Here is a 16,367-nt window from a genome sequence, read left to right as displayed (position 1 = left end):
GGCACCTTTCAACGCGGACGGCCTGGCCCGTCCGCCCCTTTTCCTGCAGCGGGCATATCACAGGGCACAGCGCGGCCCCGGGGTGCCCCGAAAGGCGCCCGTGCTTGTTGTCGATACCCTGTCTTCCCTCTCCCATGTTCTGAGGGGCGCTGACGCGCCGCCGTGGAACGGCACCGCCCCCGTGCGCGAAGAACTCTTCGGCATGGAGCGGCTGGAGCAGCATGCGCGCAGCCTGGCCGCCGCCCAGCAGGTGAGCCTGCGTCCGCCCTCGGTCCCTTCGCTGCACCGGCGCCTGCGCTCCAATGCCAGCCAACTGCTAGCCGCGTACCGGGCCAGCGCCGCCGAGCTGGAGTCGGGATCCAGCGTGGTGCCCGCCGCCGACTGGCTGCTGGACAACTACCACGTGGTGGAAGAGCAGATCCGCGAGATCCGGGTCGACCTGCCCCCGGGCTACTACCGGCAGTTGCCCAAGCTGGCACAAGGGCCGTTTGCCGGCTACCCGCGCGTCTTCGGCATTGCCTGGGCCTTTGTCGCCCATACCGACAGCCACTTCGACCCGCTGGCGCTGCGCCGCTTCATCGCGGCCTACCAGGAAGTGCAGCCGCTGATGATCAGCGAGCTGTGGGCGGTGGCCATCACCTTGCGCATCGTGCTGGTGGAAAACCTGCGCCGGCTGGCCGACCAGATCAGCGCCGGCCGGGCAGACCGCGCCGATGCGCAGGCACTGGCCAACCGCCTGCTGGCCTCGGGCAGCGCGCATTCGGCCCTGGTGGGCGACATCGGCACGCGCGCCAGCGGCCCGCTGTCGGAGCTGTTCGCAGCGCAGCTGGCCAAGCGCCTGCGCGACCAGGACCCGCGCACCACCCCCGCGCTGCAATGGCTGGAAGAGCGGCTGGCCCAGCAGGGCACCAGCGTGGGCCAGGTGATCGAGCATGCACAGCAGCGCCAGGGCGCATCGAACGTGAGCGTGCGCAACGTGATCACCAGCATGCGGCTGATGTCCGACATCGACTGGGCCGACCTGGTCGAGGGCATGAGCCTGGTGGACACGCGCCTGCGGGGCGGCAGCGGTTTTGCGGCGATGGACTTTGCCACGCGCAACCTCTACCGCAACGCCATCGAACAACTGGCACGCGGCTCGGCCCTGTCCGAACTGGCGATTGCCGAACAGGCCATGGCCAGCGCGCAGGCAGCCGCGGCCGCCCAGGTCAGCGGGTCCACCCCCGCGCGCGCCACCGACCCCGGCTACCACCTGGTGGCCGAGGGCCGGCCCGCGCTGGAGCAGGCCATCGGCTTCAAGCCGCCCTGGGGCTTTCGGTTCAACCGTTGGCAGGTGGGCCTGGGCGTGCGCGGCTACATTGCCGCCATCCTGGGCCTGGCGCTGTTGCTGCTGGGCGCGGCCCTGTGGTGGGCCGGCCTGCACGGCACGCACCCGGGCTGGCTGGCGGCGCTGGCGCTGGCCGGCTTTCTGCCTGCCACCGAGGTGGCCAGCGTGCTCGTCAACCGGCGTGTCACCCGGCGCTTCGGCCCGGTGGGGCTGCCGGGCCTGGCACTGATTGAGGGGGTTCCCACCCATTTGCGCACCCTGGTCGTAGTGCCCACGCTGCTGACCAGCGAGGCCGACCTGCGCGCCCACATCGAGAGCCTGGAGGTGCACCACCTGGCGGGCGCGGGAGGCGACCTGTCGTTTGCGCTGCTGTCCGACGGGCTGGACGCCGCCACCGAGGTCACAGGCAGCGACGCCCACCTGATTGCCGTGGCGCAGGAGGCGATTGCCGCGCTCAACCTGCGGCACGGCCCGGCGCCGGGCGGCCAGCGCTTTTACCTGCTGCACCGGCACCGCCGCTTCAATGCCGGCGAGAACTGCTTCATGGGCTGGGAGCGCAAGCGCGGCAAGCTGCACGAGCTCAACCGCCTGCTGCGCGGCGCCACGGATACCAGCTTCATGGCACTGGACGGTGGGACACAGCCCGACATCCCGCCCGATGTGCGCTACGTCATCACGCTTGACGCCGACACGCGCCTGCCGCGCGATGCCGCGCTGCGCCTGATCGGCAAGATGGCCCACCCGTTGAACCAGCCCACCTTCAGCGCGGCCGAACAGCGCGTGGTGGGGGGCCATGCCATCCTGCAGCCGCGCGTGACGCCGGCGCTGCCCATGGGGCTGGAGGGGTCTCTCTACCAGCGCCTGACCTCGGGCCCTGGCGGCATGGACCCGTATGCGGCCGCCGTGTCGGACGTGTACCAGGACCTGTTCGGCGAGGGCTCGTACACCGGCAAGGGCATCTACGACGTGGACGCCTTCGAGGCCGCGCTGGCCGGGCGCGTGCCCGAGAACGCGCTGCTCAGCCACGATTTGTTCGAGGGCGTGCTGGCGCGTGCCGGCCTGGCGTCAGACGTGGAGGTGGTCGAGGACTTTCCGGCCCGCTACGACGTGGCCGTGCAGCGCCAGCACCGCTGGACGCGCGGCGACTGGCAACTGCTGCCCTGGGTGCTGGGCCGGCGCCACCAGGGCGCCGCCCTGCCCGCCCTGGGCCGCTGGAAGATGCTGGACAACCTGCGCCGCTCGCTGCTGGCCCCGGCCGGCCTGTTGACCCTGCTGCTGTGCTGCGCGCTGCCCTGGCCGCAGGCGCCCTGGGGCGTGCTGCTGGTGCTGGCGGCGCTGGGCGTGCCGGCATTCTTGCCGGGCATGGCAGAGCTGTGGGCCAGCCGCCCCGGCATCCGCGTGGCCAGCCACCTGCGCCTTCTGGCCTCGGACTTACGCGTGGCGGTGCTGCAGACCGTGGCCGCCATCGCGCTGCTGCCCGACCATGCCTGGCGCGCAGTGGACGCCATCGTGCGGGCGCTGGTGCGGCTGTTTGCCACGCACCGGCAGATGCTGGAGTGGAAGACCGCCGCGCAATCGGCCACCAAACCGCGCCCGGGGCCTGCGGGCTTTTACGGGCTGATGGCCGGCGGCCTGCTGCTGGCCACGGTGCTGGCTGCGGGAACCGCCATGCTTGCGCCCGCATCGCAGCCCCTGGTGCTGCCGCTGCTGGCCCTGTGGCTGGCGGCACCGACCCTGGCCTGGCGTTCGAGCCGCCGCTCGGTGCCCGCGCCGCAGAGCGCGCCCGCGCTGGACAACGCGCTGGCGCTGCGGCGCATCGCGCGGCGCACATGGCGCTTCTTCGAGACCTTCGTCACGGCGGCCGAGCACCACCTGCCGCCCGACAACTTCCAGGAGGACCCCAAGCCCGTGGTGGCGCGCCGCACCTCGCCCACCAACATCGGGCTGTACCTGTTGTCGGCCGTGGCCGCGCGCGACTTCGGCTGGGCCGGCGCCGTGCAGACTGCGGACCGGCTGGAAGCCACGCTGGCCAGCATGGGCGCGCTGGCGCGCCACCGGGGCCACTTCTACAACTGGTATGACACAGGCACGGCGCAGGTGCTGGCGCCGCCCTATGTGTCGTCGGTGGACAGCGGCAACCTGGCCGGCCACCTGATCGCGCTGGCCAATGCCTGCGAGGGCTGGGTGCGCGCGCCGCTGCCCGGCACCTGGGTGCAGGGGCTGGGCGATGCCGTGGCGCTGGCGCGTGAATCAGTGACCAGCGTGCCCGCAGCCCAGGGCGCGCAGGGCCGGCGGCTGCTGGCCATGCTGGCCGAGATCGACACCGCAGTGGCTGCAGGCGCCGTGGAGATGGGCCTGCCCGCCCTGCAGCGGCTGGCCGACAAGGCGCTGAAGGAGGCACAGGACATCGTGGTGCCGGCAGGCAGCGGTGATGGCGATGCATTGCTGTTCTGGACCAACGCGGTGAGCGCGCGCATCGCCGAGCAGGGGAGCGACCTGCACGCTGCCGGGGCGGATGCGTCCACGCTCGACATGCGCTGGCAGGGGCTGGCCGACACGGCGCGCGCGCTGGCGCTGGACATGGACTTCGCCTTTCTGCTCGACCCCGAGCGCAAGCTGCTGTCCATCGGCTACGCGGCGGTGGAAAACCGGCTCGACGCCAACTGCTACGACCTGCTGGCGTCCGAAGCACGGCTGGCCAGCCTGTTCGCCATCGCCAAGGGCGACGTGGAGACGCGCCACTGGTTCCGCCTGGGGCGCACGGCGATTCCGGTGGGCAAGGGCTCGGCCCTGGTGTCGTGGTCGGGCTCGATGTTCGAGTACCTGATGCCATCCCTGGTGATGCGCGCGCCTGCGGGCAGCCTGCTGGAGCAGACCAACACCCTGGTGGTGCGCCGGCAGATGGCCTACGGCGCGCAGCAGGGCATACCGTGGGGTATCTCCGAGTCGGCCTACAACGCACGCGATCTGGAGTTCACCTACCAGTACTCCAACTTCGGCGTGCCGGGGCTGGGGCTCAAGCGCGGGCTGGCCGAGAACCTGGTGATCGCCCCCTACGCCACGGGCCTGGCCTGCATGGTGGACGCCACGGCGGCCGGGCACAACTTCGCGCGCCTGGCGCAGCTCGGTGCCCTGGGGCAGCACGGCTTCTATGAAGCGCTCGACTTCACACGCAGCCGCCTGCCCGAGGGGCAGGCCGTGGCCATCGTGCGCAACTACATGGCCCACCACCAGGGCATGACCATCGTGGCCATTGCCAACACCCTGCACGGCGGGCAGATGCGCGAGCGCTTTCACCGCGAGCCCATGGTACAGGCCTGCGAGCTGCTGCTGCAGGAGCGCATGCCGCGCCTGGTGGCCGTGGCCCACCCGCGCGCCGAAGAGACGCAGACCGGCCCCGCCGACGTGCGCGACGACCTGCACGCCGTGCGGCGCATGGGCGCGCCGGGCGCGGGCGCACCAGCCACGCACCTGCTGTCCAACGGGCGCTATGCCGTCATGCTGACGGCGGCCGGCACCGGCTACAGCCGCTGGCGCGACCTGGCGGTGACCCGCTGGCGCGAGGACGCGACCAGCGAAGACTGGGGCTCGCACGTCTACCTGCGCGACGCGCACAGCGGCCGCACCTGGTCCGCTGCGGCAGAGCCCTCGGGCCGCGCTGCCGACAGCTACGAAGTGGCGTTTGCCGAGGACCACGCGGCCTTCACCCGCCACGACGGCAGCATGACCACCACCACCGAGGTGATCGTATCGGCCGAGGCCGATGGCGAGGTGCGCCAGGTCACCCTGGTCAACACCGGCCCGCGTGGGCGCGAGATCGACCTGACTTCGTACGCCGAACTGGTGCTGGCCCCGCCTGCGGCCGACAACGCCCACCCGGCGTTCTCCAAGATGTTCGTGCAGACCGAGTACCTGCCCGAGTTTGGCGCGCTGCTGGCCACGCGGCGCGCGCGCAGCCCGGGCGAGCCAGGGGTGTGGGCCGCGCATTTCGCGGTGGTGGAGGGCACGGTGATCGCCCCGGCGCAGTACGAGACCGACCGGGGCCTGTTCCTCGGCCGGGGCCGCACGGCGCGCAATGCGCTGGCGGTGCATGGCGGCGGCGCGCTCTCCAACACCGTGGGCACGGTGCTCGACCCGGTGTTCGCGCTGCGCCAGCGCGTGCGCATTGCCCCGGGTCAGATGGCCCGCGTGGCCTTCTGGACGCTGCTGGCGCCCACGCGCGAGGCGCTGCTCGACCTGGTGGACCAGCACCATGACCGCAGCGCCTTTGAGCGCGCGCGCACCCTGGCCTGGACTCAGGCCCAGGTGCAGCTGCGCCACATCGGCATCGGCGCCGAGGCCGCGGCGGACTTTCAGCGCCTGGCGGCGCACATCCTGTATGCGAACGCGCGCTTTCGGGCGCCAGCCGACGCCATTGCGCGCGGCGCGGGCCCGCAGTCGGGTCTTTGGCAGCACGGCATTTCGGGCGACCTGCCCATCGTGTTGCTGCGCATCGACGATATCGAGGACATCGCCCAGTTGCACCAGTTGCTGCAGGCGCATGAATACTGGCGCATGAAGCGCCTGGGGGTGGACCTGGTGGTCATCAACGAGCGTGCGTCGTCGTACGTGCAGGACCTGCAGATCGCCATCGAGACCGCCGTGCGCAGCAGCCAGTCGCGCCCGCGCCTGGGCGAGTCACTGGCGCAGGGCGTGGTGCACACGCTGCGTGCCGACCTCATGGATGCGGCCTCGCGCGCGCTGCTGCAGTCCATCGCCCGCGTGGCCCTGGTGGCGCGGTGCGGCCCCATCGCCCAGCAATTGGCACTGATGCCCGCAGAAGCCCCCGAGACGGTGGGCAGGCCAGCGCCTGTATCGGCGCTGCAGCCACCTCACGAACCGGCGCCGGCGCAGGACACCGCCGGGCTCGAGTTCTTCAACGGCCTGGGCGGCTTCGACAAGGATGGCACCGAGTACGTGACCATCCTGCGCGACGGGGCGACCACGCCCGCGCCGTGGATCAACGTCATCGCCAACCCGGCCTTCGGCTTTCAGGTGTCGGCCGATGGCAGCGGCTACACCTGGGCCGGCAACAGCCGCGAGAACCAGCTCACACCCTGGTCCAACGACCCGGTGAGCGACCCGGCGGGCGAGGCCTTCTTCGTGCGCGACGATGCCAGTGGCCAGCTGTGGAGCCCCACCGCGCAGCCCATTCGCGGCAACGGCACCTACACGGCGCGCCACGGGCACGGCTACAGCCGCTTTCTGCACGAGGCCCACGGCATCGCGCTGGAGCTGCTGCAGTTCGTACCCATCGCCGACCCGGTCAAGGTCTCGCGCCTCACGCTGCGCAACCGCACGGCGCAGGTGCGGCAGATCACCGTGACGCTGTATGCCGAATGGGTACTAGGCACTTCGCGCGGGGCATCGGGCCCGTTCATCCTGGCGGAGCGCGATGCCGACAGCGGCGTGCTGCTGGCGCGCAACCCCTGGAGCACGGCGTTTGCGGGCCGCGTGGCATTTGCCGACCTGGGCGGCCAGCAGACCGCGTGGACGAGCGACCGCACGGAGTTTCTGGGGCGCCATGGCAGCTTGGCGGCGCCAGCGGCGCTGCGCGGCCAGGCCGTGCTGTCCGGCGGCGGCGGCGCGGGGCGCGACCCGTGCGCGGCGCTGCAGTGCAGGCTCACGCTGCAGCCCGGGGAGACCCGGGAGGTGACCGGCTTCATCGGGCAGTGTGCAACGGCTGCCGAAAGCCTGGCCCTGGTCGCCCGCTACCGCCTGCTCGACGTGGACACCCTGCTGCAGGAGGTGGTGCGCCATTGGCGCAGCCTGCTCGGCGCCGTGCAGGTGCGCACGCCCGACCGGGCCATGGACATCATGCTCAACGGCTGGCTGCTGTACCAGACCCAGGCCTGCCGCATCTGGGCGCGCTCGGCCTTCTACCAGGCCAGCGGGGCTTATGGCTTTCGCGACCAGCTGCAAGACGGCATGGCGCTGGCGTTTGCGCGCCCCAGTGAGACGCGCGCCCACCTGTTGCGCGCCGCAGGCCGGCAGTTTGCCGAAGGCGACGTGCAGCACTGGTGGCTGCCGCACTCGGGCCAGGGCGTGCGCACACGCATCTCGGACGACCGGGTGTGGCTGGCGTTTGCCGCCGCCAGCTATGTGCAGGTGTCGGGCGATGCGGCGGTGCTGGACGAGGCCGTGCCCTTTCTGGACGGGCCTGCGCTGCAGGCGGGCGAGCACGATGCGTTTTTCCAGCCCATGCTGGCGGATGCATCGGCTACCCTGTTCGAGCACTGCGCGCTGGCGCTGGACCAGACCATGGCATTGACCGGTGACCTGGGCCTGCCGCTGATGGGCACGGGCGACTGGAACGACGGCATGAACCGCGTGGGCCAGGAAGGCCGGGGCCAGAGCGTGTGGCTGGGCTGGCTGCTGGTGCGCACGGTGGCATTGATGGCGCCACTGGCGGATGCCCGCGACCCCGCAAGGGCAGCGCGCTGGCGCGCGCATGCCGAGGCGGTGCGCGCAGCGCTGGAGCACGAGGCCTGGGACGGCGCCTGGTACCGGCGTGCGACCTTCGACGACGGCACCTGGCTGGGCACGCACGATGCGCAGGAATGCCGCATCGACTCCATCGCCCAATCGTGGGCGGTGCTCTCGGGCGCGGCCGACCCGGCGCGCGCGCTGATCGCCATGGCCTCGCTGGGCGACAAGCTGGTGCTGCCGCAGGAGGGCCTGGCGCTGCTGTTCACGCCGCCGTTCAACGCCACGCCGCACGACCCGGGATACATCAAGGGCTACCCGCCCGGCCTGCGCGAAAACGGCGGGCAGTACAGCCATGCCGCCATGTGGGCCATCATGGCCCGGGCCCAGCTGCGCAACGACCCACAGGCCGGCACAAAGGCCCACGCACTGTTCGCGCTGGTCAACCCCATCCACCATGCGCGCACGCCCGACGAGGTGGCGCGCTACCGGGTGGAGCCGTATGTGGTGGCGGCCGACGTCTATTCGGTGGCGCCGCATACCGGGCGCGGTGGCTGGACCTGGTACACCGGGGCCGCCGGCTGGATGTACCGGGCCGGGGTGGAAAGCATCCTGGGCATACGGCGCGAGGGGCAGATGCTGGTGATCGACCCGTGCGTTCCTGCCGAGTGGCCGGGGTTCCAGGTGCAGATCGTGCTGGGTGACGCCCGCTACACGGTGGAAGTCACTGCGGCCATGGGACAGGGCAGCAGTGTTGCATCTGCCGAGCTGGACGGGGAGGCTCTGCCCTGCCATGCAGGCCCTTTGCGCCTGCCTCTGCGCATGGGTGAGCACCACGTGCGCATCACCCTACAGCAGCGCTGAGGGCCGGGGGCGATAGCCCCCATACCCGACCAGACTGGCAGTGAATTTTGCGCGACAGGATTCTTTTTTTACACATTTGAATCCAGTTGGCATCTCCCAGCGTACAGGCTGCGTAAGTCCGAAAAAGCATGTGCGCTTAATTGCAAACTAGTGTCTTCCATCATTCCATAGCCAAAATGTATCGATACACTTTGTCATACAAATGACATCGTCGGCAGATGGACCACGGGCGTCTTTTGCACCAACACGCCAGAACACCCCTAAAGCACCGTGAATTCTCGACACACCACCCGAACAGCTCCCCTGCTGGCTGCGCTGATGGCCCTGGGCTTGGTCTCTGCGCCCCTTCCCACAGCCCAGGCCCAGACGGCGCCCGCCAAGGAATCGAGCGCCAAGGAGCGGGCCAAGGCACGCGCGGCGCGCGCGGCAGCGGCCGCCGCTGCGGCATCCGAAAGCGCCGCCCCAGCCCCCGTGGCGTCGGTAGCCACGGCGGCAGCGCCGGCCCTGCCGCTGCGCCAGTGGAAAACCAGCCTCAAGGACCTGGGCCTGGCACGCCCGGTCACGCTGCGCGGCGTGGAGAGCGAAGCCAGCGTGGGTGTGGGTGTGCGGCGCGACGAAATTGTGGAGGCCGCCCGGCTGCGCCTGACCTTCACGCTCTCGCCGGCGCTGATCCCGAACCTGTCGCACCTCAAGGTGATCTTGAACGACGAGACGCTGCAGACCATCGTGCTCGACAAGGAGCGCCTGGGGACGCAGCAAACGGTCGAGCTGAACATCGACCCGCGCTACTTCACCGACTACAACCGCTTTCGCTTCCAGTTCATCGGCCACTACACGATGGAATGCGAGGCGCCCAACCATTCGAGCCTGTGGGCCACCATCAGCAATGAAAGCCAGCTGGACCTGTCGCTGCGCCAGATCCCGCTGCGCGACGACCTGGCCCTGCTGCCCGCACCGTTTTTCGACCCGCGCGACAACCGGCCGGTGAACCTGCCCTTCGTGTACGGCGCCAAGCCCAGTACCGGCACGCTCAAGGCATCGGGCTCGATTGCCAGCTGGATCGGCATGCTCGCCGGCTACCGGGGCAACCAGTTCCCGGTGTTCGAGAACCAGCTGCCACGCCAGCACGCCGTGGTGCTGGCCACCAACGACAACCGCCCCGCCTTCCTGCAGGCGATGGCACCGGTCACCGAACCCACCCTCTCCGTGGTGCCCCACCCCGATGTCCCGGGCGCCAAGCTGCTGCTGGTGCTGGGCAAGGACGATGCGCAGGTGCAGATGGCCGCCGACGCGCTGGCTCTAGGCAAGGCCGTTTTGTCGGGCCAGACCATCGCCGTCAAGTCGCTTGAATACCCCGACCTGGCCAAGCCCTACGATGCGCCGCGCTGGATCACCACCAAGCGCCCCGTGCGCCTGGCCGAGCTGGTGCAGAGCGCGGCCGACCTGCAGTTGCGCGGCTCGGTGCTCAACGACACGGTGAACGTCTACACGCGCATGGCGCCCGACCTGTTCACCTGGAACGCCAAGGGCGTGCCGCTGGACCTGACTTACCGCTACACACCCAACAGCGTGTCGGACCACGGCGCGCTGAACATCTCGATCAACAACCAGTTCATCCAGTCCTACCCGCTGCAGTCGCGCGAGGACCGCACCAGCGGCAAGAGCACGGTGATGCTGCCGCTGTTCGATGACGGCAATGCCCAGACCCGTTCGGACCTGAAGATCCCGGCCTTCATGATCGGCGGCGACAACCAGCTGCAGTTCGCTTTCCAGATCCCGCCCAACGACCTGGGCCGCTGCCGCTCGGCGCCGCCCACCGAGCTGTTCGCCGCCATCGACCCGCAGTCGACCATCGACCTCACGGCGTTTCGCCATTACCTGGCCATGCCCAACCTGGCGGCCTATGCCAACAGCGGCTTCCCCTTCACGCGGGTGCCCGATCTGGCGCAGACCTCCATCATCCTGCCCAACCAGCCCACCACGGCGGACGTGGAGGTCTTCCTCACCGCCGTGGGCCGCATGAGCGCCTCCACCGGCTACCCCGGCACGCGTTTCAAGCTGCTGCGCGCGGACGAGGCCGACAAGGCCGCCGACACCGACATCCTCGTGATCTCCCAGGCCGACAGCGACGGCTTGCTGCAGAAGTGGAAGAACCACCTGCCGGCCCTGCTGGCCGCAGGCGCGCGTTCCGTGCAGCCGCTGGAGCGTGCCATGGGCTCCTTCATCGACCTGTTCAACCTCGAGTCCAACCAGCGCCTGTCGGCCTCGGGCGGCCAGGCCATCCTGCAGGGCAACGGGCCGCTGGCGGCAGTCACGGGCTTCGAGTCGCCCCTGTCGGCCGGGCGCAGCGTGGTGGCCCTCACGGCCACCGACAAGGAGGCCATGGCCCTCTTGAGCCTGGGCCTCAATGACGCGGGCAAGATCAAAAGCCTGCGCGGCGACCTGGGCCTGATGCGCGGCGACGCCATCGAGAGCTTCCGCATCAAGCCGGTGTACTACGTGGGCGACCTGCCCTGGTGGCAGCGCCTGTGGTTCCACATGCACAGCCACCCGCTGCTGCTGGCCCTGGTGGGCATCGGCACTGGCCTGCTGCTGACCTTCATCGTCTATGCCGCGCTGCGCAGCATGGCCCGGCGCCGACTGGCGGCACGCAATGACTGATTCCCTTCGACGCCGCACCGCACTGCAGGCCACAGCCGGTGCCGCACTGCTGTCCTGCCTGCCGGCTGCTCTGGCCCAGCAGGCGGGCGCCGGCCGCGCGGCCTGGCCCGCCTGGGATACCTTCAAGGCCCAGTTCATCAACGAAGGCGGCCGCGTGGTCTCCGACGACGACGGTGGCGGCCAGACCTACTCCGAAGGCCAGGGCTATGCGCTGTTCTTCGCGCTGGTGGCCAACGACCGCCCCATGTTCGACAAGCTGCTGCGCTGGACCGAGAACAACCTGTGCGCCGGCGACATGACGGCACGCCTGCCCGCATGGCTCTGGGGCAAGCGGCCCGATGGCACCTGGGGCGTGATCGACGCCAACGCCGCCTCCGACGCCGACCTGTGGATCGCCTACGCCCTGGGCGAAGCCGGCCGCCTGTGGAACGAGCGCAGCTACCGGGCCCTGTCGGCCCTGCTGGCGGCGCGCGTGCTGCGCGAAGAGACCGCCGACATCCCGGGCCTGGGCCCCACGCTGTTGCCCGCACCCAAGGGCTTCGTACAGCCCAATGGCCGCTGGCGCCTGAACCCGAGCTACATGCCCATGCACCTGATGCACTGGCTGGCCGCAGGCGACGCCGATCCGCAGTGGAAGCTGCTGGTGGACAGCTCGCTCAAGGTCATCCGCGGTTCGTCACCCAAGGGTTTCACGCCCGACTGGACGGTGTACGACGCCAAGCAGGGCTTTCTGGTCGACACCGAGGGCAAGGAAAAAGGCCAGGGCACCTACAACGCCATCCGCGTCTACCTGTGGGCCGGCATGATGCATGCCGACGCACCGGGCCGCAAGGCGCTGCTCGACACCCTGGCGCCCATGGCCCGCTACGTGCGCGACCAGGGCTACCCGCCTGAATCCATCGACATCCTGACCGGGCAGGCCTCGGGCCCCGCGCCCTCGGGCTTTTCGGCCGCGATGCTGCCCTTCCTGCGTGCTGCGGGGGACGACAAGGCCCTGCAAGCCCAGCGCATGCGCCTGGAAGCGCGGCCTTTGCGGCCCACGGCCTATTACGAGCAGGTGCTGGCCCTCTTCGGCCAGGGCGCATTCGATGGCCAGTACCGCTTCACGGCGGCGGGCCAGCTCATCGCGCGGTGGAAGCCGTGACCCGAACGCCGCGCCGACCCCGCCACTGGCTGCCCTCGCTCACCCTGCTGGCAGCCGCCTGCCTCCCGACCAGCCAAGGCGTGCTGGCCAGTGCGCCGCCGGCCATCGAGGCCGAGCTGCTCAGCGGTGCGCGCCTGTGGGCCTCCAAGAACCGCCCCGACATGGCGCGCCAGCTGATCGACAAGCTGCTGGCCATGGACCCCTACTCCCCCCAGGGCCTGGGCGCCCTCGGTGACCTGGCGCTGCGCGAGAAGAAGACCGACGAGGCCAAGCGCATCCTGGAGACGCTGCGCACCCGCCACCCAGGGCACAAGGTGACGCAGGAGCTCGAAACCCTGGTGCGCGTCTACGGCCCCGACCGCGAAAAGCTTTCGCAGATGCGGCTGATGGCGCGCGCCGGCCGCAAGGCCGAGGCCGCCGACGTGGCGCGCGAACTGTTTCCCAATGGCCCGCCCGAACTGGGCGGCCTGGCGCTGGAGTACCTGCAGATCGTGGGCGGCTCGGGCACCAAGGGCGGCGGCGAATCCGTGCGCCAGCTGGGCAAGCTCTACCAAGAGACGGGCGAGTCGCGCTACCGCCTGGCGCAGCTCGAAATGCGCATGTACGGTGGCGAGAACCCCAGCGCCGTGGTGCAGGAGATCGAGGCGCTTGCCAAACAACCCGACGTGAATGCCCAGCAGCTGCAGGACCTGTGGCGCCGTGCCGTGGACCGGCTGCCCAACACCGCCGCGAACATGCCGCGAGTGCGCGCCTTCCTGCAGCGCTACCCGGCCGACCAGGCCATGGTCGACCGCCTGGCCGCCATGCAGCAGGCCGTGGAGCGCGCGGAGCGCGCCGCCCGCGACCCGGCCAACATCGCGCGCAATGCTGCGCGCGTGGCGCTCGACCAGGGCAACACCGAACGCGCCGAAGAGCAGTTGCAAACCGTGCTCGCGCTGCGCCCCGGTGACGGCGAGAGCCTGGGCAACCTGGGCATGATCCGCCTGCGCCAGGGCCAGCATGGAGAGGCGCAGGACCTGTTCGGCCAGGCCTTCGCGCTCACGCGCCAGGGCAAGTGGAAGGACCTGCAGGCCACCTCCCGGTTCTGGGGCTTTCTGCGCCAGGCCGATGTGGCGCTGGAGAAGAGTGAACTGGCCACGGCCGCCGACCTCGCGGGGCGGGCCCTGGCCATGCAGCCGAACAATGCCGAGGCACTGACCACACTGGCCAGCATCCGCGACCTGCAGGGCGACCGCCCCCAGGCCGAAGCCCTGTACCAGAGCGCGCTCAAGGCCGAAGCCAACAGCAGCTCGGCCCTCAAGGGCCTGGCCGGTCTCTACGCTCGCACAGGCCGCTCGGGCGAGGCACTGGTGCTGCTGGAAAAGGCCTCGGCCAGCGACACGGCCCTGGGCGAGAAGCTCGTGGGCACGCAGGCCGACATCCTGGTGGCACAGGCCGACGGGCACATGCAGGCCCAGCGCCTGAGCGCCGCGATGCGCACGCTGGAGTCGGCCATCGTGCTGACGCCGGGCGATGCCTGGCTGCGCCACCGCCTGGCCCGCCTGTACCTGCGGCTGAACCTGCCACGCGAGGCGCTGAGCGTGATGGACGAAGGCATCGCGCGTGCCACCACGGCCAGCTCGGACCGCAGCGCCATGCACTACGCACGCGCCCTGATCCGTTCGGCCGTGGACAACGACCTGGGTGCCCTGTCGGACCTGGCACAAATCCCTGCCGCCGAGCAGACCGATTCCATGCGGGCGCTGGTGCAGCGCTCCACGGTCAAATCGCTGGTCGCACGGGCCGGCGCCAGCCGTGACGCGGCCGACGCACAGGCCCTGCTGGCCCAGGCCGAGCAGGCGGCAGGCAACGACGCCGAACTGTTGTATGCCGTGGCCAACACCTGGTTTCGCCGCACGCAACCGGCCCGTGGCGTGGCCGTGTTCGACCGCCTGGCCGCACGCAGCCCCGGTTTGCCACCGGAGGTACAGCTCGACCACGCCCAATTGCTCAACCGCGCGCTGGACGACGTGGGCCTGGCCGCCCGCCTGCCCACCCTGCTGCAGTCGCCGGGCTGGAGCGAGGAGCAGGAGGCACGGCTCATCGCCCTGTACACCGCGCACCGCGAGCGGCTCATCGAGCAGCAGCGCCAGGCCGGCAACCTGGGCGAGGCCTTGCGCCTGGCGCGCCAGCCGCTGCAGCTGCCCGACACGCCGACCACGGCACAGCAGCGCACGCAGACGCAGGCGCGCCTGCTGATGGCGGCCGGCGAGTACGCTGATGCGGCCCGGTTGCTGGCACCGCTGGCCAAGGCCCAGCCCGACAGCCTGGAAATCCGCATGAACCTGGCGGACGCACTGTCGCGCCTGGGCGATGCCCAGGGCACCACCGAGCAGGCGCTGTGGCTGCAGGACCACCTGCCGCCCGCCGACGCCGGCCAGCAGCTGGCGCTGCTGCGCATCTGGCAGCGCGCAGGCCGCATGGACGAGGCGCGTGCCCTGTCCGCCAGGCTGCTGCAGGCCTTCCCGCAGGACAGCGACGTGCTGCTGCATGCCGCGCGGCTGGAACGCGCCAACCGCAACTATGCGCAGGCGCTGGTGTTTTTCCGCAGCGCGCTCACGCTGGAGACGCGCGGCGCTGCCAGCGCGCCCACGGAGCCCGCCCCAAGCGAATCCGCAGTGGTCGAGCCCCCGCTGGCGCTGCAGCAAAGCTACGCCCTCTCACTGCCGGTGGACCAGGCCGTGGTGGCCAAGATCCAGGGCGAGATCGACTCCATCGAGGCGCGCCGCCAGGTGTGGATCGAGGCCGCCCACACGGGGCTGCGCAAGAACTCCACCGACGGCATCTCCAGCCTGCGCGGCTGGGAGCGGCCCCTGGTGGCCTTCATGCCGCGCGGCTACGACGGGCACTACTTCCTGCACGTGGACCGGGTCAAGCTCGATGCCGGCGAACTGCCTGCCGATGGCTCGGATTTCACGGACTTCGGCCAGATCGCGGCGCTGCCGCCCAATTCGCCATTGGCCTACCGGCGCCAGCGCGGCTCGGGTACCAACCTGGGCTTTGGTTTTGTGGGGGACGATTTCCAGTGGGACATTGGCACCACGGGCGTGGGCTTTCCGGTGACCAACCTGGTGGGCGGCATCGCCCGGACCGGCGACCTGGGCCGCTACGGCTACAAGCTCGAAGGGTTCCGCCGTCCCATCACCGGCAGCCTGCTGTCGTATGCCGGCGCGCGCGACCCCATCACCGGCCAGGTGTGGGGCGGCGTGGTGGCCACGGGCGCTTCCGGGCGCCTGTCGACCGACTTCGGCCCCTACAGCAGCTCGGTGAGCCTGAGCCTGGCGGCTCTCACTGGCAAGAACGTGGAGAGCAACACCCGCGCCCAATTGCGCGTGGCGGTAGACCGCGATGTCTGGAAGAACAACCACAGCGTGGTCAACATGGGCGTGACGTTCTCGGCCTGGCACTACGGCAAGGACCTGTCGGAGTACAGCTTCGGCCATGGCGGCTACTACAGCCCGCGCAGCTATGCCTCCGTGGCCCTGCCCCTCGAATGGAGCGGCCGCAAGGGGGCGTTCACCTGGCTGGCGCGGGGCGCGATCTCGGTCTCGCGCAGCAGCAGCGCCGACACCGATTACTTTCCGCAGAACGCGCTGCTGCAGTCGCTGGCGCGCGCACGCCTGGCCGAAAGCGGCAGCGTGCCGGTGTACACGGGCAGCTCCGGCTCGGGCTTCGGCCGCTCGTTCCGCGGCGTGCTGGAGTACCAGGTCAGCAAAAACCTCGCGCTGGGTGCCCAGCTGGAGCTGGACCGCTCGGCCTACTACGCGCCCACCAACCTCATGGTCTACGGCCGCTACCGCTTCGATCCGGTGCTCGCGCCGCTGGAGAACCGGCCGCGCCCCGTTCAGCCCTACTCGAGTTTCTGAG

Annotated in this window: 4 protein-coding genes; all 4 read left to right on the top strand. The window is 70.4% G+C overall.

What is annotated here, in order from left to right:
- Window positions 1–202: 202 nt before the first annotated feature.
- Window positions 203–8,656 carry a GH36-type glycosyl hydrolase domain-containing protein gene (locus tag QYL93_RS02525; protein WP_305742306.1) on the top strand — a complete coding sequence of 2,818 codons (8,454 nt, stop codon included), beginning with the start codon at window positions 203–205 and terminating at the stop codon, window positions 8,654–8,656.
- 270 nt (window positions 8,657–8,926) lie between these two features.
- Window positions 8,927–11,317 carry a cellulose biosynthesis cyclic di-GMP-binding regulatory protein BcsB gene (bcsB, locus tag QYL93_RS02520; RefSeq protein WP_305742167.1) on the top strand — a complete coding sequence of 797 codons (2,391 nt, stop codon included), beginning with the start codon at window positions 8,927–8,929 and terminating at the stop codon, window positions 11,315–11,317.
- Complete coding sequence (gene bcsZ, locus QYL93_RS02515; protein WP_305742166.1) at window positions 11,310–12,461, top strand: cellulose synthase complex periplasmic endoglucanase BcsZ; 1,152 nt, start codon at window positions 11,310–11,312, stop codon at window positions 12,459–12,461. The genes bcsB and bcsZ overlap by 8 nt, the downstream gene beginning before the upstream one ends.
- Window positions 12,458–16,366: a cellulose synthase subunit BcsC-related outer membrane protein gene (locus tag QYL93_RS02510; RefSeq protein ID WP_305742165.1), complete on the top strand. Its 3,909-nt coding sequence runs from the start codon at window positions 12,458–12,460 to the stop codon at window positions 16,364–16,366. The genes bcsZ and QYL93_RS02510 overlap by 4 nt, the downstream gene beginning before the upstream one ends.
- The last annotated feature ends 1 nt before the right edge of the window (window position 16,367 follow it).

This window comes from Acidovorax sp. A1169, assembly GCF_030704685.1.
Classification (GTDB): domain Bacteria; phylum Pseudomonadota; class Gammaproteobacteria; order Burkholderiales; family Burkholderiaceae_C; genus Acidovorax.
This window is presented reverse-complemented; position numbering and strand designations above follow the sequence as displayed.

Excerpts from the sequence above, each read along its gene's own strand:
- QYL93_RS02525 (WP_305742306.1), top strand. The coding sequence starts at position 203 with ATGGAGCGGCTGGAGCAGCATGCGCGCAGCCTGGCCGCCGCCCAGCAG.
- bcsZ (WP_305742166.1), top strand. The coding sequence starts at position 11,310 with ATGACTGATTCCCTTCGACGCCGCACCGCACTGCAGGCCACAGCCGGT.